Here is a 23,558-nt window from a genome sequence, read left to right as displayed (position 1 = left end):
TTTCATCTGTAAAGGTAATAAGGTGGTGTGATTATTTTATCGGCTAAAATTTTTTTAGAGTATGTCACATATGTGGTATTATCAAGCAAATTGATCTTTTGCAATGATTTTTTACTGGTAACCAATACTATCTCACATCCATTCTGATTCAGACATACCCTTTTTGAAAACTGATTCGGATGGGCAATTTTTAAAAACCTAGTGTCATATTCCACATCTATATATCCAAAATCCACATACCTACCCCCACCATTTTTAACATATTCCGGAAGGAATCTATATCTAAACTCATATGAAGACCCCTCAAAGTAAACCTCAGAAGTATCACCTAATAAAAAATACCCCCTCGAATGAGAAAGATCCGGAAAAGCAACCAATTTATTAACCTTTCCAGGGTAAAAAAGTATCAAAAAACCAAAAAGCAATATATACCTGTAATGGAGCGTAGACAGAATAAACAATATTACAATAGTCAACATCCCCACCCATACAGGGACACATTTCAGGATAAAACCAAATTCAGTAATCTTTGAAAGCAGATCTATTAAATTATACGTAAGTCTTTCTGCCAAAATTCCGATAGGCATTACAAGCTTTACGCTTAAAAGTGAAAATATTCCCAGAAGGATTATCAAAAAAGCAAATGGTGAAATCAAAATAGAATTCAGGAAAGATAGTAGATTGATCATTCCAAAATTGGCAAGTATATAAGGGGTGGTAAACACTGTGGCATAGATCCCCACCATAATTCCCGATAAGAATTTATGATCTAAAAAATAATCTCTATCTACCTGCGAAATGCCGTAAACAGCAAGAAATGAAAGGGCAAAAGAAGGGGAGTTTAAAACATCAGGTTCTACGATGAGAAATAACGAAGCCACCCATAAAATGAGTTTGTTCATCCTTACCTTTACATCAAATGTATAAGCTATGGCAATTATCAGGACAAAAACCCCCGCCCGTATAACAGGTATTTTAAAACCCGCAATTGGTATAAATAGCAGAATCATTACAGACGAGATGACCATTTTTAACTTAAAAGGCAGTTTATACAACAAAGAAAAAATCACCAACAAAATTATCCCCACGTGCTGCCCGGATATTGCAAGGATATGATTTAACCCCGCCAGAGTAAAATTTTCAGTATCTTTAGCAGAAATATACCTTTTTTCCCCATAAAACATAGCTGGTATAAGTGTGATCTGTTTATTAGATCCATAGTATAGTTTATCGATGGCATCATTTCTAAAACTTATAAGCGCAGAATAAAAAGGTAACCTCATTCTAAAATACTCTTTTTCTATACTATAGTTAGTTCTAAACCCTTCAATATTCCTCGTTATTTTACCAAAAATAATCGTACCCAGAGAAGTATCCACACCCTCCACAACGCCACCTATGGAATAATACTGATAGGTACCATCTTTTTTAAGTTCTTTATCCACGATAAATACAGAAAAATTTGATACAAAAAACAGCACGGTAATGGAAACAATTAAATACCATTTCAAATTTTTTAGATGAAATATACCAAAGATTACAATCATCAGGAGAAATTTCAATATTATATGAATAGACAAGAAAGAGGCTAAAACTATCAGTATAAAAAATAGTTCCACCTTTTTCCCGTTTAACAATTTGTAAGTAAAGTTTAGATCCATAAAGATATTATACATCAATTTTTAGTATTACAAAAGTTTTTTGTAAAAAAATCTTGCTAATTTTTTATTTTGTGTTATTATAATCGCCCTTTTTAGGATAATAGAGTCAGGAGGCTATAGATGGCAAGAAGATGTGATATATGTGGTAAAGGTCCAATGTTTGGACACAATATAAGCCATGCACACAACGTAACCAGAAGAGTTTTTTACCCAAACCTTCATAAGGTAAAAGTATTAAACCCCGATGGAACTGTGGCAAGAATAAAAGTTTGTACTAAGTGCCTCAAAGCCGGCAAAGTCAAAAAAGCCTAAAAATAAAAGGGGCGCACAAGCCCCCTTTTTTATTTACCCCAATCCCTATTTTATAGTTTTATTATTTTTAAGTATGTTTTTTTAGAATGATGGGGGGTAATTTACCCAGAGAACCTCGGTAATCCCATCATAGGCGTTCTTCCAGGAATGTGGTTGGTTGGATTTATAAACGGCAGAGTCCCCCTCTTCAAGGATGAAATGCTCCCCTTCCACCACAATTTCTAACCTACCCTTCATAACGTATGCAAACTCTTCCCCACTATGGCTATGCTGATCTTTACCACTAAAGGCCCCCGGCTCTAATATCATATACAGCGCCTGCAAATCCGAATCGCTAAATTGTGGTCTTAATAGCTCATAAACCACTTTCGATTTGGGATTCGTCATTCGATTTCTCTCCCCTTTTCTCACCACAATTCTCTGTGTTTTAGTGGGGGAGTCAAAAAAATACATCATATTTACTTCAAGTGCATCAGCTATCTTTTTTAACGAAGATACTGTGGGAGATACAAGATCCCTCTCAACCTGGGATAAAAAACCAAGTGAACAACCAGATATCTTGGAAAGCTGTCTCAAGGTGAGATTTTTCTTCATTCTTAATTCGACTATCTTTTTACCTATGCTCATATGTTCAATTTATCAAACAATTTTCAAGATGTCAACAGGAAAATATGCTCACAGTATAGTATTATCAGTTAATAAACAAATGAATCCTTGTTCATATCATTATCTTAAAAAACCTAATCAATTCAATATTACGAAACAATTTTAAATATAAAGCAACTTTTAACTAAATGTAAAAAAAACGCAAAAATATTTAAACCATCAATAAATAAAAAAATGTTTGACAAATTGGAATCTATTAGCTATATGATAGTTCATAATTTAGAACTTCAAATAATTAACTAAAAGGAGGCAACATGAAAAAAACTGTTATTTCAGGAATTGTTGCAGCGATGGTTACAGTGGGAAGTATGGCTTATGCAGCCGGGGAACTTTCTCTGGGAATCCAGGGGCCAGAAACAGGCAATCTTGCCACTTATGGGGCAAAAACTCTTGCAGGAGCAAAACTGGCAGTTGATGAAATTAATGCAAAAGGTGGTATCAATGGCAAAACCCTCAAACTGATAAACTATGACAGCCGCGGTGATAAAGCAGAATCTGCAAATATTATTCAGCGATTCATCAACAAAGATAAGGTTTGCGGTGTAATTGGAGAGCCAACATCCGGCGCAACTTTTGTTATCGGGCCAATAGCAAACAAAGCTTCCTTACCACTCATCTCAGCAGGAGCCACCGCCGATGGTGTTGTTGAAGGAAAACCATTCGTTTTCAGGGATACACTTCTTGACTCAGATGGTGCACCTGCCACATTGAAATTTTTAATGGATACAAAGAAATGGAAAAATTTCGTTCTCATCACTTCTGTAAACAACGATTACAGTGTTTCCATGACCAAAATCTTTAAAAACGCTGCCAAAAAATATGGAGCGAATATAGTTTCAGAAGAAAAAATATCTGATGGGGATAAAGACTTTTCAGCACAGGTTACAGGATTAAAGAGTCAAAAGTTTGATGCTATTATCTTCACAGGATATTATCCAGAAGCTTCTCTTTTTCTTCTTGAATTAAGGAAACAGGGGATTAATACTCCTATCATAGGTGGGGATGGTCTACTTTCACCTGATTTGTGGAAAGTGGCTAAAGATGCAGCTCTTGGTTCTATCATATACGCTGGTTTCTCACCAGAAGCAAAAGCTAAAAAGATTCAAGAATTTGTAGAAAAGATGAAGTCTCGCGGTGAAGCAGACATGTTCTCTGCTCAAGGTTATGATGCTGTTTATCTTTTTGCAGAAGCCATGAAAAAGGCCAAAACTACTAACTGCGAAGATCCAAAACAGAGAAAAGCCATAAGAGATGCATTAGCAAGTATGCCAGAGTTTGATGGTGTAAGTGGTAAAATGAAATTTGATAAAGAAGGTAACGCCATCAAAAAGCCTTTCATTCAGGAAGTGGCTAAGAGAGCTAATGGTGAATACTATCTTAAATTGTTAAATGAATAATATTTATCACAGGGGAGATTTTCTCCCCTATTTTATCAAAACTACTATCCAAATAGGTTTCGTTTTTAATTAAAAAACAATAAGGAGCTGTTGTGTTAAGTACTCTTTTTCAACAAATAATAAATGGAATCACAGTGGGCAGTATCTATTCACTTGTTGCTTTGGGCTATACTATGGTTTATGGTATTATCAAGCTTATAAACTTTGCCCATGGTGATATTTTTATGTTGGGTGCTTTTATTGGACTAATAGTATCGATTAAGATGGGTGCAAACTTCATCCTTGTTATATTTTTTGCAATGATCTTAACATCTTTTATAGGTATATTGGTGGAAAAAATAGCATATAACCCCTTGAGAAACAGAAACTCAGCAAGAATATCTGCCCTTATAAGTGCAATAGGTGTTTCCATATTTATATCCAATTTAGTTGTATTGATAAATGGTCCCCAAAATGAATCTTACCCTGCACTATTGCCAAACAATATCTTACAACCTCTGATAATAGTGATATCTATCGGGCTTATGTACGGCCTTTACTATATAGTTCATAATACTAAAATAGGGATCGCAATGAGAGCCGTTTCCCACAATGTAAATACAGCAAGACTTATGGGAATAAATCCGGATTTAGTAATATCTTTTACTTTCGCAATAGGTTCACTTCTCGCCGGTGCTGCGGGTGTCCTCGTGGGAACATACTACAGGGCAGTGGATCCTTTTATGGGGATGATGTTTGGTTTGAAGGCATTTGTTGCTGCAGTTCTTGGTGGAATTGGTAGTATACCTGGAGCAATGGTGGGTGGACTTATATTGGGATTGACGGAAGTATTAGGCGTTGCTTTTGTATCATCATCCTTCAGGGATGCAATAGCTTTTGGAATTCTAATTTTGATACTCATCATCAAGCCAGCAGGTCTTTTTGGCAAAAAAACAAAAGAAAAGGTATAAAGAGGTAGAGATGGATTTATCATTTTTATTAAATGATTACGTTTTACAGGTGGCAACCACAACATGTATTAATATAATCATGGTATTGGGATTAAATTTAATCACAGGCGTAACGGGACAGCTTTCTCTTGGTCATGCAGCATTTATGAGCATTGGTGCATATTCTTCTGCTTACCTATCTACAGCTTTAGGTGCCCCTTTTATAGTATCATTAATCTTAGGAACGTTTACAGGTGCACTTTTTGGAGCTATCTTAGGTATACCAATTCTAAGACTTAGGGGTGATTATCTTGCCATAGCCACTCTGGGGTTTGGAGAGATAATAAGAGTATTCCTATTAAATACAGATTTTTTAGGTGGTGCCCTTGGCATTTATGGAATACCAGCTTCAACTAATTTCTGGAATGTACTGGTTTTAGCAATTTTCACAATATTTTTCATGTATAGGCTGGAAAAATCCCGACATGGTATGGCAATAAAAAGTATAAGGGAAGATGAGATCGCATCAGAGATGATGGGGATAAATATTTCACGATACAAAATTATCTCTTTCACCATTGGATCAGCTTTTGCAGCCCTTGGCGGTACACTATATGCCCATTTTATGACTTATATAAACCCGGTGGATTTTGGTTTCATGAAATCGATAGAGCAACTTTGCATGTTGGTTTTAGGTGGTATGGGATCCATTTTTGGTGCAGTGGTGGGTACTATCGTATTAAGTACTATACCTGAATTCTTAAGATTTGCATCCGAATACAGGATGCTAACTTATGGGGTTGTATTAATATTGATGATGATTTTCAGACCTCAAGGTCTATTTGGCAAAATTAAAGTGAACGTATAGGTGAATTATGGCTGATATTTTACTAGAACTAAAAAATATATCGATGCATTTTGGTGGATTAAAAGCTGTGGACGATGTTTCTTTTGTAATTCACAAAGGGGAGATATTAAGCTTAATAGGCCCAAATGGTGCCGGGAAAACAACGGCTTTTAACGTTATAACCGGTGTCTATACTCCAACTCTGGGTGAGGTGATTTTCAAAGGTATCAACATCAATGTTCTTAAACCATATCAAATAACAAAGCTAGGGATAGCAAGGACTTTTCAAAACATAAGGCTATTCGGTCAATTATCAGCAATAGATAATATAATAATCGCCATGCATAGCAGAAGAACAACAAATATGTTCCAGTCAATTTTTAGAACATTTAAATACATTGCTGAAGAAAAAAAATGCATAGAGGAAGCAGAGGCTCTCCTGGATTACATGGGGCTGCTGGGTGATAGAAATGAACAGGCCCAAAATCTTCCTTACGGTAAACAGAGAAAACTGGAGATCGCAAGGGCCCTTGCCACTGGTGCAGATTTACTTCTTCTTGATGAACCAGCAGCTGGTATGAACCCTCAGGAAACGGAAGAACTTATGGAAACCATTCAAAATATCAGAAAAGATCTTGAAAAAACAGTCTTTCTTATAGAGCATGATATGAAACTTGTAATGGGAATTTCTGATAGGATTGTGGTGTTTGACTACGGAAAACTTATCGCAGAGGGGAAACCCGAAGAAATAAGAACTAACCCAAGGGTTATAGAAGCTTACTTAGGTAAAGAGGTAGAAAACAATGCTTAAACTAAAAAATATTCATACAAAATATGGCAATATAGAGGCATTAAAAGGTATAGACATCCATATAAAAGAAGGTGAAATCGTAACGATTATTGGTGGTAATGGTGCAGGTAAGACCACCACGCTAAATACCATATCTGGCATTATCAAACCTGTGGCTGGGGAGATACATTTTTTAAACAAAGATATCACCCATTGGAAGGCGGATAAGATAGTTGCCGAAGGTCTTGTGCAGGTACCAGAAGGGAGACAGATTTTCCCCAATTTAACTGTTTATGAAAATCTGCAACTCGGAGCATATCTTGTAAAAGATAAACTAAAAGTATCACAAAAGCTTGAATATGTATATTACCTTTTCCCAAGATTAAAAGAAAGGGAGAAACAGCTTGGGGGAACCCTTTCCGGTGGTGAACAGCAAATGCTTGCGATAGGTAGAGCTCTAATGTCTGACCCTGTATTACTCTTATTGGATGAACCTTCCCTAGGTCTTGCCCCCATTGTGGTGCAAAGTATATTCAAAATAATTCAGGATATCAATAAAAAAGGAACAACCATTCTACTGGTGGAGCAAAACGCCCACATGGCACTTTCCATTGCCAATAGAGGCTACGTACTCGAAACTGGGAAAATAATTCTTGAGGATAATGCAAAAAATCTTCTTTCAAATGATGAAGTAAGAAAAGCTTATCTTGGTGGCTAAAGGGATCCTACCCATTAGCCCCTTTTTTTAAAATCTATCTCACATCTATACTTCTTACCCCATCTGGACGCCAGGCGGGAGAAATTGTTTTGCTACCAAATCTAAGACAGTTTAGTATGGATCCATGGTGAATAGTCCAGCTACCGTAGCGATTATTTATCTTGTCCACTGCGTTGTACAAATTCACCATTTTGGGATTATCAAAAAGGTTCACAAGACTCTTTGAGTTGTGCAGCAGGTTTGAAAGGGATAATCCTATTAATCTAATACCATTTGATATGTTAAAACTTCCAAAAAGATCTCTGGCTATATCATAGATATGATGAGTCGCAGAGGTATAATAAGGTATCGTAATCATTTTACCATCTTTATCCATGCTGGCATATCTGACATAAGCAGAGATAGTTTTACCAGATATCATATTATTCCTTGCCCTTGCGGATACCATTTCTGATAGCTGTAAAATATAAGGGAGAAGTTTCTCCATTGAATATATATCAAACGGCAAAGTCATACTGTGACCTATAGACTTTACGGGCGGCTCTTCATACACAATCGGTTCATATCTTCCATATGCCATTTCGTAATAATGAAACCCGTTTTTACCAAACCTTCTTACCATCTCCTCTATGCCCAATCTTCTTATATCTTTCAGTGAAGATATTCCATGAGAGTAAAACCTCTGCTCCATCTTTTTTCCTATCCCCCAGATATCCGAAAGTTTGAAATCATCAAGAAACTTTATACTATCCTCCTCTTTTACAAAATAAAATCCATCAGGTTTATTTACCCCACTTGCCATTTTTGCCACAAGTTTGCTAATACCTATCCCTACCGAACATGTTATTTGGAATCTCTCCTTTACCCAACTTTTTATGATATATGCCACATCTTTATAATTCTCTCTATTTATATGCGATAGATCAAAAAACATTTCATCAATGGAATAAGCCTCCACCTTAGGAGAAATCTTTGAGATAAACTCAGTTATAAGTTTTGATATGTATATATATTTTTGATTATTTGCCACCACAAGAATCAGATCAGGACAGATATTCAGAGCCTCATACTTACTCATTCCGGTCTTTACACCACACCTTCTTGCTTCATAAGAAGATGTAACAACTACGGTTCGTTCTTTAGATCCTATCACCCCCACCGGCTTACCCCTCAAAAAAGGGTTTGACGCCTGCTCCACAGAGGCAAAAAATGCATCCATATCGACACATCCTATCATGAAACTCCCTCGGCAACTGCAATTAGAAACCATTTTTGAAGATTTGAATTAAATGCTATCTCGTAGATATTTTCCCCGTCAGTAACGGTAAACTTGTATATAAGATAATACCCTTTCCTTTCGTGCCATTTATAAATGACTCTTAAAACATTTATTTTGCGGCCATTTATAAAAAACCACCTGGGCTTTATATCCCCTCTGTCAAAGACAACACCTGCAACAATCTCAGTATTTTCTTGCCTCATAATCTTCTCCAAATAACCTTATTACCATTTTCAACAAACCAACCACCTCAAATGCGTCATTCTCCGTAATATATATCGGCTTATATTTATTATTTTCAGGCTTTAGATATATACGACCATCATTTGTCATTTTAAAGGTCTTGAGCGTAAATTCACCATTAATCATAAAAGCCCCCACCTGATTATTTAAGATATCCGGCTGTTTTTTGATAATCGCAATATCTCCATCCACTATACCTCTTTCCACCATACTATCCCCTATAACCCTGAGTCCAAAACAGCCATTTATATCACCCAGAATATCTTCCAAATGGATATACCCTTCTATATTCTCTTCGGCATCTATAGGTATTCCTGCGGTAATCCTGCCAAGTATAGGGATGCCATTATTAATCTTTAATAGTTCAATACCCCTTGAAATTGATCTGTTTCGCCTTATGAATCCTTTACTTTCAAGGGTATTGAGAAGCTTAAAACCGGCATTTTTAGATTTTATACCAAGATTATTACATATTTCCTGAATAGTGGGGGGATAACCATAATCTTTTATAAAATGACTTATAAAATTAAGACACTCCTTTTGCCTATCGGTAAGATCCATGAAAACCCCTATCATAGATAGTTAGGTAAACAAATGTTCACCTATCTGATAAAATAAACATAAAATAGAAAAAGTCAAGTGAAAAATTAACTGCCGTCACCCCATTTTTTGAATGTTTAAATTATCCCCCCAACTACACCAGAAAAAAATCTGCTTCGAGGTGATCATAGTTTACCCTTGACAATTTTACCGAAATTCTATCCCCAAGCTTGAGCCTCTTTTTTTTCCTCTTACCTATAAACATATTCTGATTATCCAGGTAATAATACTCATCATCCAGCATATTTTCTATAGAGATAAAACCTGTAAGTAAGAATTTTTCAAGATATATGAATATACCATTAGGAGTAAGCCTATTGATGAATGCATCAAAAGTAGCATCGATATGGGATTGAAGAAATTTAAGTTTTTTATAAAGATGTATCTCCCGCTCAGCCTCTTCGGCCATCTGCTCCATCCTTGATGAATTTATGGCAGTAGCATCAAGATAATCTTCATCAAAATCAAAGAAATACCCGAATAGCTTTTTCTTTAATAACCTATGCACCACAAGGTCAGGGTATCTTCTTATGGGGCTTGTGAAGTGGGTATAACAAGTTGAAGAAAGACCAAAATGCCCTGTGTTATCTGGTGAGTAGATAGCTTTTTGCATCGTTCTTACGAGCATTGAGCTGAGTAGATAACTAAACTTTGAATTGGAAATCTTTTCAGAGAGTAACTGTATAGATTTAGGATCATCAACCACAAGTTCCCCCAACTCAATACCGTAAAGATGACATATTGTTACAAATTCCTGTAATTTTTCTGGATCTGGAAAACCATGAACTCTATACATCCCCCTATCATAAGCTTTTTCCAGAAATTCCGCCACGGCCTCATTTGCCTCTATCATAAAAAATTCAATCAAACGATGGGAAATCTTTCTTTCAAGGGGCTTGATATCCACCATATCCCCATTTTCATCAAAATAGAATTCAACTTCCGGCAGGTCAAAATCGATCATACCATCATTTTTTCTCCTTTGCATCAATTTATCCAGCAAAGAAAGCCCCGCATCTATCAGGTTCAGAAGACGTTTATCATCAGTCTTTTCAATACCTTCAATAATATCGTTTACATAGTTATAAGTAAGTCTATAATCGCTCTTTATTACAGATTGATAAAAATTAGCATTAACTCTATTTCCTTTTTCATCATAATCTATTTCCGCCGTAATGGTTAGCCTATCTTCCCCAGGCCTTAAACTACAAAGATCGTTGGACAGCTCTTCCGGCAGCATAGGTATGGCAAACTCGGGGAAATAGATACTCGTACCTCTTCGATAAGCCTCTTTATCGAGCCTGGAATCTGGCCTTACAAAATGTGACACATCTGCTATATGGACAAAAAGCTTATATCCATTTTCCAGTCTATGGATAGATATAGCATCATCAAAATCTCTTGCGGTCTCTCCATCTATCGTAACTGTAAAAAGATCCCGAAAATCTGTTCTTTTGCCGGGATTTTTAAAAAGTTCGAAAGAGTCCCTTGAAAGATTTTTTTTAACAGATTTAGGAAACTCTCTTCTTATCTCATACTTTTCTATTACAATCTCATTTTCTATCCCTTTATCATTTAGATTACCAAGGATCTTTATAATTTTACCTTCCGGGTTTTTCGATTTTTCCTGATATTTTGTTATTTCACATATAACCACATCATCATCTTTCAGATCTTCAGAGTATTTTTTGGGTATATATATGTCAAAACCAAAACGTTTCACAAAAGGGATGACGTATGCAAAAAATCTCGATTTTTCCACTCTACCTACAATTTTGCTGTATCCTCTCTCTAATATCTCCACTACCCTTGCTTCTTTTTTCCCCCTGAAATATTCGATGGTAACCTTTACCTTATCCTTATGTGATGCACCATTGAGCTTATTTTTAGGTATGAAGACATCTTTTTCCTTTGGGTCATCAGGTATGAAAAAACCATACCCATCCGCCGCCATATCAACTTTACCTATTAAAATCTGCAGGTTTTCTTTAATCTTTTTTTTATGTTTAACCCTTTTTCTGCTCATCAATATTAAGCTCCTTTATTCGTGTTCTTAACGTATTTCTGTTTATACCCAAAATCTTTGCTGCCTCGGATTTATTCCAGTTCGTCGTTTCAAGTGATGCCATAAAAAGTGGTCTTTCCACTATTTTTAGATATTCGGAATAGGCATTAAAACTACCAGTAATCTGGGAATAGTCTATAAGATGTTTCGATAGTTCATATAACCTATCGCTGAGGGAGTCACCATCGTCTAACATCCTAACTGACTTGATCTTTTCAGGGAGATCATCAACTGTTATTGAGTTTTGATTCGAATTAACAATGGCGTACTGTATAACATTCTCAAGTTCCCTTATATTACCAGGCCAGTTATACTTTCTAAAAAGCTCCAATACCTCTTCATCCACTTTAAATTGTGCTGATTTTATATAACTGTATTTATTTAAGAAATGTGCCACCAGAATCGGTATATCTTCCTTCCTCTCCCTCAAAGGTGGTATGTGAATCTCCACCACATTAAGCCTGTAAAAAAGATCCTCCCTAAAAAGCCCTTCCTTGACCATCTTTTCAAGGTCTTTGTTTGTGGCAGCAATAATCCTCACATCGAGCCTTATAGTCTTATTTGAACCCAACTTAGAGATCTCTCTGTTTTGCAAAGCACGTAAAATTTTTGACTGTAGAGAAAGCTCCATTTCTCCTATTTCATCCAGAAAGATAGTCCCCCCATCCGCCTCTTCAAATTTACCCTTTTTATCAGCCAATGCACCTGTAAAAGCACCCTTTACATGACCAAATAGTTCACTCTCAATAAGATCCTTGGGGATTGATGCAACATTAACCGCAACAAACGGGTGAGAATTTCTACTACTTTTTTCGTGTATCATATTGGCAATAATCTCTTTACCGGTACCTGTCTCACCTGTGATTAAGACACTAATATCAGTCCTCGCCACTTTGCCAACCAATTTATAAACATCCAGCATCTTCTTTGAATAAGTCTGATAGTCGTAATCTAAGTAATCTTCCATCCCTGTATCCACAACCTTCTTATCCAAAATATCAATAATCCTACTTTTTAACTCCATAACATCGAATGGTTTTGAGAAAAAGTCGATAGCACCTATGTTCATGGCTTCTATAACGTTGCTGCTGGTATTTTGAGCTGTAATCATTATAAATCTGGTATTTTTATATCTACTACTCCATTTTTTGACTAAAGAAAGACCAGTTTCCCCATCTAAAAAGATATCCACAATACATACATCTATAATATCTTTCGAGAGATACCCTTCCGCAGTTATAGAGTCACTACATGTAATAACAGATATCGACCTGTCTTCCAGCCCCTCTTTTAGTAGCCATAGTATGTTGTCCTCATCATCCAGAATCAAAATTTTAATCATTTTCTCCTCCGATTCTGTACGGGATCAAAATAATAAAATTTGTGCCATAACCATACATAGTGTTAACATAAATCCTACCATCATGTTTTTCAATTATACTCTTGGATATAAAAAGACCCAGCCCACTCCCTTTACTTTTAGTTGTAAAAAATGGGGTAAAAATTTTCTCCAGATGTTCATTAGTTATACCACCAGATATATCACTTATGGCAATTTTTAACATTTTAAATGTCTTACTACCAACTTTTTTTCGAACTTTTACCGAAGAATCCAGAGATAAAGAGATCCTTATACTCGTATCCCTTTTTGCTTCGCAACTATTTTTCAATATATTAAATAGTGCTATATAAAGCAACTTTCTATCCCCAAAAAATTCTGAAATCTCAGGGTCTATCTCCACAATAACATCTGAATCCGGGTGAGATATTCTAATAGATTCCACAAGTTCATTAATAATATCCCTGATATTTATATAACCATAACTCAAATCTCTATGCAATAATGATATCTCATCCAGTATATTCTTAATCCTTTTACTCTCTTTTAAAATTTTATCAGCAGTATTGTACACAAAACTATCTTTAATTTTGATCTGAAGTATCTGGGCAGCACCATCTATTACTGTTAAAGGATTTTTAATTTCATGTTGCAACGACATCAGATCCACCACATGATCAATGTCGTCAAAATATTCTGTTATATCTTTCACGTAAAAAAATTCCCCACACCTATCCACACTATATTTCATACCAGAAACCATAAAAGATCTATTCCTATTTTCCACAGATCTTTTTAAAAACCTTACAGGCTCCTCAGGTAAGTTGAGTGAAAATATATTTAAAATATGCTCAGCATAGTTGTTTACAGGAAAGAGCTCATTATCTCTTTCCACAAACTTGCCTATCTTTAAAAAATCAAGATCATCGATATTATTCATTAATTTATAACGTCATTCTCCTTCGGCTCTTCAATAAAAGGCTCAAACTTGAAATCATCCACAATATCTTCAGTCTTTTTGTTTGTATTCGCATCCACCTTATAATAAACCACATCAGGAGATGCAGGAAAAATATTATACGGTATCTTTGAAATAACAGAATTCATAAACGATACCCATATCGGCAGTGCTGCCCTTCCTCCTGTTTCTCCCCTACCTATTGGAATAAATTCATCAAATCCCACCCAGCTACCAACAACGATATCAGGGGTATACCCTATAAACCATGCATCTTTATAATCATTTGTGGTACCCGTCTTGCCGGCAACCATTCTGGGCACAGACTTAGCCGCCTGAGCTGTACCATCCTCCACGACATTCATCAACATCTCATTCATTATATGTATCACGGCGCTTCTTATCTTTTGTTCCCCCTCACCGGGAGATTTTTCGTATATTGTGTTACCATTATCATCCACAACTTTTTTAATGGCATAAGGCTTTACATTTTTACCCATATTTGGAAATAAAGCATAAGCATATACCATCTCCATTAGAGATATAGAAGCAGATCCGATACTTATGGAAAGATCGTTAGCTAATTCTGAACTGATGCCAAATCTTTCATTAGCAAACTCTTTTATCTTTTTTATACCAATCTTTTCAGCAATCTTTACACTCACGACATTCTTTGAAGTGGTTAGAGCATCTTTAACGGTGGTAAATCCATAATACTGACGATCAAAATTCTGTGGAGTCCAATACTTCCCCTTTTCACCGCTTTCAAGCATAATCGGAGCATCGTAAACCAGAGTGGTGGAATTAAAGCCACTATCAATGGCAGCAGTATAAACAAATGGTTTAAAAAGACTCCCCACCTGTCTCTTCGACTGATAAGCTCTATTAAAATAAGATTTTCTATAGTCAAACCCACCCACCATAGCCAATATATCACCAGTTTTGGGAAATATCGCCAGCAAAGCCCCTTCTATTCTCGGTTCCTGCGTCAAAAGATAACCTTTTTCGGTTTTTTTTACCAAAATATAATCGCCATTGTTAATAATTGTTTTAAAATCTGTAAGCTGGCCTAACTTTGAACCATTGGGATAGGCCCATCTATTTTCGTTGAGCTTTAATATCCCCTCTTTATCACCCAAACTAAAGATTACAGTATCTTTTTCAACAGATTTTACCTTAGCTGGATAGATCCCAAATTCAGAAAGATAAGAGATCTTTTTTAACTTCTCCCCAAAAGATGGATCATCGCCTTTAGCCAGAACCCCAAAATACCCCTGCCTCATATTTACAGCCATCAATCCATTTCTCACAGCTTCTTCAGCCTTTAGCTGCATATCAAGGTCAAGTGTGGTATATATTTTATAACCTAAATCATTTAGATCCGGAAGTTTCAATTCATTTTTTAATTCATTTAATACATAATCCACAAAATACCCGGCATAATTTTTCTTGTTTGGGGATATTTGTTCTGATGTGATGGAGGGGACTATTATATTGTTGTATTCATCTTTAGTTATGTATCCTTCCTCAAGCATCCTCCCCAAAACATGTTTCATCCTTTCCACAGATTTAGCAAAATTTGAACTGGGGGAATATATGCCAGGAGCCTTCGGAATACCAGCTAACATTGCACACTCATAGAGATTAAGCTCCCAAACATGCTTACCAAAGTAATTCAGAGCTGCAGATTCAACGCCATACGAACCCTTACCAAAATAGACCTGATTAAGATATATTTCCAGAATCTCTTCTTTAGTAAGATACTTATCTATTTTGTAGGCTAATACAGCCTCTTTTATCTTTCTTTTAAACTTTCTCTCCGGAGTAAGATAAATTACCTTTACAAGCTGCTGTGTTAGTGTGCTACCACCTTCCACAACCCTTCCGGCTTTAATATTAGAAAACGTAGCGCGTAAAACCCCGATAAAATCCACACCCCCGTGCGTAAAAAAACGCGAATCCTCTACAGAAACCAAAGCATTTATTAGATTTTTAGGAATTTTGTCTATTTTTACTGGGATCCTCCTTTCCAATCCAAGCTCTGCTATCTGGTTACCATTTCTATCATATACATACGTAGGTACTTTGTATTTAAAATTTTTCAGCTGGGCAACAGATGGTAGATCACTAATTATAAAAAAAAGATAACCCAAAATGGCAAGACCGGATAATAAAGACAACCCCATAAATATAAATATCTTTTTCTGATGCTTAATGAAAAACTCTTTCATCTACTACCTCGCCTTGTACTCTAAAATAATATCCCTTATTCTGGCAGCTTTTTCAAAATCGAGGGATTCTGCTGCCTTATACATCTCTTTTTCAAGCTCTGCAATCTGTTTTTCAATATTACCGTCAGACTTTATACCAAATTCTTCAATATCGTACTCAAAATAATCTTTTTCGTAAATAGACTCCAATATATTTTTAATTTCACTTTTTATTGTTTCCGGCGTTATACCATGTTCTTGATTGTACTGAAGCTGTTTTTTTCTTCTTCTTGCCGTCTCCTCCACCGCTTTTTTGATAGACTCTGTGATTCTATCCGCATAAAAGATAGCTTTTCCATTTACATTTCGGGCTGCTCTACCAATCGTTTGAATAAGTGACCGTTCTGATCTTAAAAATCCCTCTTTATCAGCATCCAAGACCGCCACAAGAGAAACCTCAGGTAGATCCAACCCTTCCCTGAGAAGATTGATTCCTATAAGTATGTCAATCTTTCCCAATCTTAAATCCCTTAAAATCTTTACCCTATCAAGGGTATCTATATCGGAATGTAGATACTCAACGCTAAAACCAAGATCCTTCATATACCGAGTGAGATCTTCCGCCATTCTTTTCGTCAAGGTGGTTACCAGTACCCTCTCTCCTTTACTTATAACTTTATATGCCTCCCCTATAAGATCATCCACCTGATTTTTGGCAGGTCTGATCTCCACTTCCGGATCCATAAGTCCAGTGGGGCGTATAATCTGCTCCACCACTACCCCTTTTGAATCCTCCAACTCATACTCGGATGGTGTGGCACTAACATACAAAATCTTTTTTGCTTTCTGATTAAACTCATCAAATTTCAGTGGCCTGTTATCCAGCGCCGCCGGCAACCTGAAACCATACTCCACCAATGTCATCTTTCTTGATCTATCACCATTGTACATACCTCTAATCTGTGGTATGGTTATGTGGGATTCATCTATAATCACAAGAGCATCTTTTGGCAGGTAACTCATCAATGTGGGGGGAGGGGTTCCAGGTAATCTCCCATCGAAATACCTTGAGTAATTTTCAATACCGGTGCAGTACCCTGTCTCTTTTATCATCTCAAGATCAAACATCACCCTCTGCTGCAACCTCTGGGCTTCCAGGAGTTTCTGCTGCTGTTCAAACTCCACCACCCTGTTCTTCAAATCCCTCTCTATTTCTTTAATGGCCTGCTCTATCGTCACCTTTGTAGTCACATAGTGAGTATTTGGATAAATTGCAACTTTACTCCTAGTGGACAATGTTTTACCCGTTACAGGGTTAAATTCAGAGATTCTATCGATCTCGTCCCCAAAGAATTCTATTCTGTAAGCAAGGTCGCTTTCATGGGAGGGGAAAACCTCTATCACATCCCCCTTTACCCTGAAGGTACCCCTATGAAAATCTATTTCGTTCCGATCATACTTTATCTCCACCAGCTTAGCGAGTATTTCATCTATAGGTCTTTCCTCACCCACCTCAACAGAAACAAGCATACCATAATAAGCTTCCGGAGAACCTAAACCATATATACATGATACACTTGCAATAATAATTACATCTCTCCTCTCTAATAGACTTCTTGTGGCTGAGTGCCTCATCTTATCAATATCATCATTGATGGATGAATCTTTTTCAATATATGTGTCCGTCTGGGGTATATACGCCTCAGGTTGATAGTAATCGTAATAACTTACAAAATACTCCACTGCATTATCCGGAAAAAATTCCTTAAATTCTCCATATAGCTGAGCCGCTAGAGTCTTATTGTGGGCAATTATTAAAGTGGGAACATTAAGCTCCTGTATCACATTAGCCATAGTAAAAGTCTTTCCAGAACCAGTCACACCCAAAAGTACCTGGCGTTCTATTCCGGATCTAAAATTTTCAACTATCTGTCTGATCGCCTCTGGTTGATCCCCCTGAGGGGTGTAATTGGAAACCAATTTAAACTTCATAAAAACTATAATAATATATTTTGGATAAATTGTGAAGAAAAATATTGACATTACCATTTATAATAAGCTAATTAATATTAGCTTTTTATTTACTACTTTTATAGGAGGATTTATAAAAAAAACTATTTTATTAAGCCTTATTCTAAGCTCTGCCCTGGTCAGTACGGCAATTTCTGCCCTACAAAAACCTTCAATGGCCCCCCCTTTGCAAAGGCTGCCATCTAACTGATAGCAACATGGTAAGGGGAACACTCTACTACTTTGTGGAAAAAACAAAGACATTCCAATTAGACCTCAGCGCACCAGGTGCACCAGCAAAAGAGGTACTATTCTACGACCAATGCACCAAAGTAAAAAACTTAGAAGATATCACCGAAATGGGTGACTACAAAGGTAGGGCTTTTAGGGTTTACTATTATGAAACACCAGAAGGGAAAAAGATAGCTACCCTCATCACAAGGTTCGACATTTTGAAAACTATAGCTCCAGAAGATAAACTGGACAAAGATGGTCTAAAATCTATCCTTACGCATGATAGATCTGCTATTTTAATCGATGCAAGACCACCAATGGCTTACAAAGCAGGCTATATCCCAGGTGCCATTGTCATCCCGGCAGCAGAGTTGGAGAAACATGTGGATAAGCTTCCAAAAGATAAAAATACAACACTCATATTTTATTGTGTAGGTGGTTGCTCAAGCCCAACAGCAGCCATAAAAGCAAAATCTCTTGGCTATAAAAATGTTAAAATCTATGCTGGAGGTTTTCCGGACTGGATATCCTCCGAAATCTCATATATCGATCCAGAACTTGTTGATAACACACTCAAACAAAATCCTAAAGGTTACATTGTAATAGACACAAACAACCCTGATGTTGCTAAAAAAGCTCATCTACCAAACGCTGTAAACGTAACACCCCAAAATTTTGAAGAGATGTCTAAAAAACTACCATCCAAAAAATTAATACCAATAGTTGTTTATGGTGAAAATGCTGTTGAAATTGCATCAAAGCTTATCAATATGAAGTATAAAGGCACAAGAGTACTGCCCATCACAATATCAGAGTGGAAGAAAAAAGGGTATCAAACTCTATCTAACAAACTTGAATCAGCTTTTGTAGTAATACCAACACCTAAACCTGGTACAATAGCAAAAGATGAGTTTGAAAAAATTATACAACAACCTCCAGCAGATACGATTATTATCGATGTTAGAACAAAACAGGAGTACGAAGCTGGACATTTCCCGAATTCTATTAATATTCCGATAGAAGATATCCCCAGCAGTGCTGTAAAATTGCCGAAAGATAAAACGATAATAGTATCCTGTGCAACAGGGGTAAGGGCTGAGATGGCTTATAACCAATTCAAAGACCTTGGCTTCAAAGTTAAATATCTGGATGCCGTAAACAAATTCACTGAAGATGGTGGATATGAGATAAATCCAAACTAAAAATCAAGCGGGGATAACCCCGCTTTTTTATTTTATCGTAAAATAATTACACAATAAATGTTAAAATCCTTCAAAAATAATCCTTGAAAATAATATCTTTTAATTATAATATTAAATTAGTAAAAAATAACATCTTGGCTGGTAAATGGAGAAAAATGGATATGTAACTATTGTCAAAACCCCAAAATACCGTTGGTTGTATAAAAAAGCTGACGAAAAAAAGATTATCGAATTAAAGTTGTTGTATCCAGAACTTCCTAAACCAATATTGGAAGTACTTATCAATAGGGGTTTTACTAACAAAAAAGAGATAGATGAGTTTTTTGAAGCTCCCCTGAGTGGTATGCTCGACCCCTTTTTGCTCAAAGATATGCATAAAGCTGTCAAAAGGGTGATCCATGCCATAAAAAACAGGGAAAAGATCTGCATCTACGGAGACTACGACGTAGATGGTATAACAGCCACCTCATTGATGTATGAATTTTTATCAAGTGTAACCCCTCTTGTGGATTACTACATACCAAATAGGATTGAAGAAGGATATAGTTTAAATATTGATGCACTGAATGAACTCAAGAAAAAAGATGTGAAGGTTGTCATTACTGTGGACTGTGGCATCACATCAATAGATGAAATAGATTATGCAAAGTCCATCGGTTTGGACACAATTGTCACAGATCACCATCAGCTAAGCGATAAACTCCCATCTTCTGCATACGCCATTATAAACCCACAACAACCAGGTGATACCTATCCATTCAAACATCTATCAGGTGTGGGGGTAGCTTTCAAATTTGTTTTAGCTCTCAAATATGCCATTGAAAAACAGTTTGATATAAAACTACCACCTTTAAAATATTTCCTGGACTTAGTTGCCCTCGGAACCATCGCTGATGTGGTACCCATGATCGGAGAAAACAGAATTTTTGTAAAGCATGGTTTGAAATTACTCGAAAACTCCCCAAGACCAGGTATTGCAGAATTAAAAAAGATATCAGGTCTAATCAGTACTGATCTAACATCAGCAAACATTGGTTACAGCCTTGCCCCAAGGATAAATGCTGTAGGAAGGCTTGGGAACAGTGAAACAAGCGTAAAACTCTTGATAACCAAAAATCAAAATGAAGCAAAATGGCTTGCAGAAGAGTTGGAGACAGAAAATCGTTATCGCCAGGAACTTGAAAAAGCTGTTTTAAAAGAAACCATTGAAAAAATTGAACGAAAAAAACTTAACGATAGATATAAAAGTATCATAATGTATTCAAAAAATTGGCATCCAGGGGTAATAGGTATTATAGCCTCCAGGCTTGTGGAAAGGTATTCAAAACCTGCAATTATACTATCTATAGACAATGATCTGGCAAAAGGTTCCGCCAGAAGTATCCCCAACCTAGATATTTTCTCATTTCTAAAAACATCTTCAGATTTATTGATCGAGTTTGGAGGACATAAATATGCAGCAGGCTTGAAACTCTTTACAAAAAACATCAGGCACCTCCAGAGGAAGCTGGATGAATATATAGAAAAAAATAGCCCCAAAGAGAGTTTAATACCTGAAATAGTCATCGATGCATTTTTAAATCCAGAAGATATAAATCAAGATTTAGTCAAATATATAAATAAATTAAGACCATTCGGCAATACCAACAGCGAGCCTATCTTTTGCATGCAAAAGGTAAAAAAAACGCAAGAATTTTCAATAATGGGTAAAGAAAAAAATATCATAAAAGGCTTTATTGGCAAAAATGATACTTTTTTTGAAGTTGTTGGCTTTAATATGGGAGAATACAGGGATCTTATAAGATCCTGTGATACATTTGACATTGTTTTCACGATAGATATAAACAATTGGATGGGTGGTTCAAATATCCAGCTAAAAATAAAAGATATTAAAAAGAGTTATTAGATTATGGCAAAAGATAAAATCGTTCGTTTAATGGATATACTGGAAGTTCTGCAAAAGAATAATATAACCAATATAGAAAAAATTCACAAAGCATACGTTTATGCTGCTCAGAAACATCGAGGTCAATTGAGAAAAAGTGGAGAGCCATACCTCTCCCACCCTTTGAATGTGGCATTGATTCTTGCAAACATGAATATGGATCTCGATACAGTAATAGCAGGTATTCTACACGATACTCTGGAAGATACTGATGCAACGTATGAAGAATTGGCGGAGCTATTTGGTGAAGATGTGGCATTTCTGGTGGATGGTGTCTCTAAAATAGGGAAGATCTCATTTAAATCCTCTGAAGAAAAGATGGCAGAAAACTTTAGAAAAATGCTCATCTCCATGTCCAAAGATGTAAGAGTCATCGTAATTAAACTTGCAGATCGACTTCACAACATGAGAACGTTGGATTACCTTAGCGAGGAGAAAAAGCAAAGGATTGCCAAAGAAACGATGGAAATTTACGCTCCCTTAGCCCATAGGCTTGGTATAGCCTGGATAAAATGGGAGTTGGAGGATCTGGCTTTCAGGATATTAAATCCAGATAAATATTATGAGATATACAACCTTGTAAAATTAAAAAGAAGCGAAAGGGAGGCGTATCTCAATCAGGTAATAAACCTTCTGGATGCACATCTTAAAAATGTCAACATAACAGCAGAGGTAACAGGACGACCGAAACATTTTTACAGCATATACAGCAAAATGATTAAGAAAAAAACATCTTTTGATGAAATATATGATCTCCTTGCCGTTAGGGTCATTGTAAAAACAGTATCCGACTGTTATGCAACCTTAGGGATTATCCATAATCTCTGGAAACCGATCCCAGGTAGGTTTAAAGATTACATAGCAATGCCAAAAGCAAATATGTATCAATCTTTACACACCACCGTTGTTGGCCCAAATGGGCTTAATGTGGAAATTCAGATCCGTACTGAAGAGATGCACAGGATCGCAGAAGAAGGTATTGCCGCCCATTGGAAGTATAAAGAGGGGAAGGTTTTTGACCCCAAAGATGATACCACTTTTGTGTGGCTAAGGCAACTCCTCGAGCAGAAAGAGCTAAATAAACCACAGGATCTTGTTGAAGCCCTCAAAGAAGATATTTTACCAAGACAAATATACATATTCACCCCAAAAGGGGATGTAATAGAACTTCCGGAAGGTTCCACCCCAATAGATTTTGCATACGCAATACATACAAAAGTTGGTGAAAAATGTGTTGGGGCAAAGGTTGATGGTAAGATGGTAAATTTAAAGTACAAACTTAAAAACGGCGAAAAAGTCGAGATAGTCACCTCACCAACACAGGAGCCAAGATCAGATTGGCTAAACATTGTAAAGACCAATAGGGCCAAAATAAGGATAAGAAACTACCTTAGGAAGAAAGAGGAAGACCTTGCAATCAAAACAGGGCAGGATCTACTTTCAAAAGAGTTTGAACTACGTGGTCTTTCTTTCACTAACCTCATAGAAGATGAAAAAAAGCTACGAAGCATTATAGATAAATTTAGTTTAAAAAATCTTGAAGATCTCTATAAGTCTGTGGGGTTTGGAAGAATTTCCCCAAAACAGGTGGCAAATCTATTTCATAAACCAGATGAAAAAGAAGATGAACAACTCACAAGGCCTTCATCACCCAAAAGCTCCCCTTTTAACATCGAAGGCGTAAACGACATTCTGACCACAATCGCAAAATGCTGCCATCCCTTACCTGGTGATAATCTAAAAGGGTATATCAGTGTTGGCAAAGGATTAATAGTCCACAGAGCAGACTGCCCAAATTTAATCGAACTATCAAAAGCCAATGAAGACAGAATAATAGATGTTAACTGGGCTGAGGGAAAAAATACAAAACTGCCTTTTAAAATAACCACTGTCACCTCTGACAAACCAGGAATTTTAAGTGACATAACCACCATGCTAAAAGATATGGCCATAAATATAATCGAACTTTCAGCAAAACCGCAAAAAGATGGGAATGCAAGACAAACTTTTACAATAGAGTTGAGTGGTAAATCTCAACTGGACAAAGTATTGCAAAAACTTCAATCATTGCCCTACATAAAAGAGATAATCTTTTAGTTTAATTTAGAATATTTCTAATAAATATCCTTGTATTTTTTATTTTTACTTATATA

At 36.3% G+C, this 23,558-nt stretch carries 19 protein-coding genes; 9 read left to right on the top strand and 10 right to left on the bottom strand.

The window, feature by feature from the left end; translation table 11 throughout:
• Nucleotides 1-2 precede the first annotated feature (2 nt).
• Nucleotides 3-1,676: a ComEC/Rec2 family competence protein gene (locus ACP5Q2_RS02600; RefSeq protein ID WP_428096916.1), complete on the bottom strand. Its 1,674-nt coding sequence runs from the start codon at nucleotides 1,674-1,676 to the stop codon at nucleotides 3-5.
• A gap of 105 nt (nucleotides 1,677-1,781) precedes the next feature.
• Between ACP5Q2_RS02600 and rpmB the strand changes: the two genes are divergently transcribed.
• Nucleotides 1,782-1,973 (top strand): 50S ribosomal protein L28, encoded by a 192-nt coding sequence (gene rpmB / locus ACP5Q2_RS02595; RefSeq protein WP_424605962.1) that lies wholly within the window; start codon nucleotides 1,782-1,784, stop codon nucleotides 1,971-1,973.
• An 81-nt stretch (nucleotides 1,974-2,054) separates the two neighbouring features.
• Here rpmB and ACP5Q2_RS02590 read toward each other — a convergent pair whose 3' ends face one another.
• Nucleotides 2,055-2,600, bottom strand: a complete 546-nt coding sequence (locus ACP5Q2_RS02590; RefSeq protein ID WP_428096913.1) for a helix-turn-helix domain-containing protein — start codon at nucleotides 2,598-2,600, stop codon at nucleotides 2,055-2,057.
• A 293-nt stretch (nucleotides 2,601-2,893) separates the two neighbouring features.
• Here ACP5Q2_RS02590 and ACP5Q2_RS02585 point away from each other — a divergent pair, with 293 nt between their 5' ends.
• The 5 genes from ACP5Q2_RS02585 to ACP5Q2_RS02565 all read left to right on the top strand — a co-directional run bounded on the left by ACP5Q2_RS02585 (nucleotide 2,894) and on the right by ACP5Q2_RS02565 (nucleotide 7,320).
• Entirely contained in the window at nucleotides 2,894-4,036 is a 1,143-nt protein-coding gene (locus ACP5Q2_RS02585; protein ID WP_428096911.1) for an ABC transporter substrate-binding protein, read from the top strand.
• Between the two features lie 92 nt (nucleotides 4,037-4,128).
• Entirely contained in the window at nucleotides 4,129-4,986 is an 858-nt protein-coding gene (locus tag ACP5Q2_RS02580; RefSeq protein ID WP_428096908.1) for a branched-chain amino acid ABC transporter permease, read from the top strand.
• A 10-nt stretch (nucleotides 4,987-4,996) separates the two neighbouring features.
• Nucleotides 4,997-5,833 carry a branched-chain amino acid ABC transporter permease gene (locus ACP5Q2_RS02575; protein ID WP_424605966.1) on the top strand — a complete coding sequence of 279 codons (837 nt, stop codon included), beginning with the start codon at nucleotides 4,997-4,999 and terminating at the stop codon, nucleotides 5,831-5,833.
• Between the two features lie 7 nt (nucleotides 5,834-5,840).
• Nucleotides 5,841-6,623 (top strand): ABC transporter ATP-binding protein, encoded by a 783-nt coding sequence (locus ACP5Q2_RS02570; RefSeq protein ID WP_424605967.1) that lies wholly within the window; start codon nucleotides 5,841-5,843, stop codon nucleotides 6,621-6,623.
• Entirely contained in the window at nucleotides 6,616-7,320 is a 705-nt protein-coding gene (locus ACP5Q2_RS02565) for an ABC transporter ATP-binding protein (protein WP_428096904.1), read from the top strand. Before ACP5Q2_RS02570 ends, ACP5Q2_RS02565 begins: the two co-directional genes overlap by 8 nt.
• Nucleotides 7,321-7,354: 34 nt before the next feature.
• Here ACP5Q2_RS02565 and ACP5Q2_RS02560 read toward each other — a convergent pair whose 3' ends face one another.
• From ACP5Q2_RS02560 to uvrB, 8 genes are all read right to left on the bottom strand, one after another.
• Nucleotides 7,355-8,557 (bottom strand): DNA polymerase Y family protein, encoded by a 1,203-nt coding sequence (locus ACP5Q2_RS02560; protein ID WP_424605969.1) that lies wholly within the window; start codon nucleotides 8,555-8,557, stop codon nucleotides 7,355-7,357.
• Nucleotides 8,554-8,802, bottom strand: a complete 249-nt coding sequence (locus ACP5Q2_RS02555; protein ID WP_424605970.1) for a hypothetical protein — start codon at nucleotides 8,800-8,802, stop codon at nucleotides 8,554-8,556. The genes ACP5Q2_RS02560 and ACP5Q2_RS02555 overlap by 4 nt, the downstream gene beginning before the upstream one ends.
• Nucleotides 8,783-9,403, bottom strand: coding sequence for a transcriptional repressor LexA (gene lexA, locus ACP5Q2_RS02550; protein ID WP_428096901.1), 621 nt, complete (start codon nucleotides 9,401-9,403; stop codon nucleotides 8,783-8,785). The genes ACP5Q2_RS02555 and lexA overlap by 20 nt, the downstream gene beginning before the upstream one ends.
• Nucleotides 9,404-9,536: 133 nt before the next feature.
• Nucleotides 9,537-11,468, bottom strand: a complete 1,932-nt coding sequence (gene rnr, locus ACP5Q2_RS02545; RefSeq protein WP_428096898.1) for a ribonuclease R — start codon at nucleotides 11,466-11,468, stop codon at nucleotides 9,537-9,539.
• Nucleotides 11,449-12,849 (bottom strand): sigma-54-dependent transcriptional regulator, encoded by a 1,401-nt coding sequence (locus ACP5Q2_RS02540; RefSeq protein ID WP_428096896.1) that lies wholly within the window; start codon nucleotides 12,847-12,849, stop codon nucleotides 11,449-11,451. The genes rnr and ACP5Q2_RS02540 overlap by 20 nt, the downstream gene beginning before the upstream one ends.
• Nucleotides 12,842-13,786 (bottom strand): two-component system sensor histidine kinase NtrB, encoded by a 945-nt coding sequence (locus ACP5Q2_RS02535; protein ID WP_428096893.1) that lies wholly within the window; start codon nucleotides 13,784-13,786, stop codon nucleotides 12,842-12,844. Before ACP5Q2_RS02535 ends, ACP5Q2_RS02540 begins: the two co-directional genes overlap by 8 nt.
• Nucleotides 13,786-16,035 (bottom strand): penicillin-binding protein 1A, encoded by a 2,250-nt coding sequence (locus tag ACP5Q2_RS02530; protein ID WP_424605975.1) that lies wholly within the window; start codon nucleotides 16,033-16,035, stop codon nucleotides 13,786-13,788. The genes ACP5Q2_RS02535 and ACP5Q2_RS02530 overlap by 1 nt, the downstream gene beginning before the upstream one ends.
• Nucleotides 16,036-16,038: 3 nt before the next feature.
• Nucleotides 16,039-18,006 carry an excinuclease ABC subunit UvrB gene (gene uvrB, locus ACP5Q2_RS02525; RefSeq protein ID WP_428096890.1) on the bottom strand — a complete coding sequence of 656 codons (1,968 nt, stop codon included), beginning with the start codon at nucleotides 18,004-18,006 and terminating at the stop codon, nucleotides 16,039-16,041.
• A gap of 263 nt (nucleotides 18,007-18,269) precedes the next feature.
• Between uvrB and ACP5Q2_RS02520 the strand changes: the two genes are divergently transcribed.
• The 3 genes from ACP5Q2_RS02520 to ACP5Q2_RS02510 all read left to right on the top strand — a co-directional run bounded on the left by ACP5Q2_RS02520 (nucleotide 18,270) and on the right by ACP5Q2_RS02510 (nucleotide 23,502).
• A complete protein-coding gene (locus ACP5Q2_RS02520) occupies nucleotides 18,270-19,460 on the top strand; it encodes a rhodanese-like domain-containing protein (RefSeq protein ID WP_428096888.1) in 1,191 nt (396 codons plus the stop codon).
• Between the two features lie 145 nt (nucleotides 19,461-19,605).
• Nucleotides 19,606-21,366 carry a single-stranded-DNA-specific exonuclease RecJ gene (gene recJ / locus ACP5Q2_RS02515; protein ID WP_428096885.1) on the top strand — a complete coding sequence of 587 codons (1,761 nt, stop codon included), beginning with the start codon at nucleotides 19,606-19,608 and terminating at the stop codon, nucleotides 21,364-21,366.
• Nucleotides 21,367-21,369: 3 nt separating this feature from the next.
• Complete coding sequence (locus ACP5Q2_RS02510; protein ID WP_428096883.1) at nucleotides 21,370-23,502, top strand: RelA/SpoT family protein; 2,133 nt, start codon at nucleotides 21,370-21,372, stop codon at nucleotides 23,500-23,502.
• Nucleotides 23,503-23,558 lie beyond the last annotated feature (56 nt).

The organism is Calditerrivibrio sp. (assembly GCF_049968475.1).
Lineage (GTDB): Bacteria > Chrysiogenota > Deferribacteres > Deferribacterales > Calditerrivibrionaceae > Calditerrivibrio > Calditerrivibrio nitroreducens_A.
The sequence above is the reverse complement of the archived record's forward strand: the minus strand, read 5'-3'. Positions and strand labels throughout refer to the sequence as shown.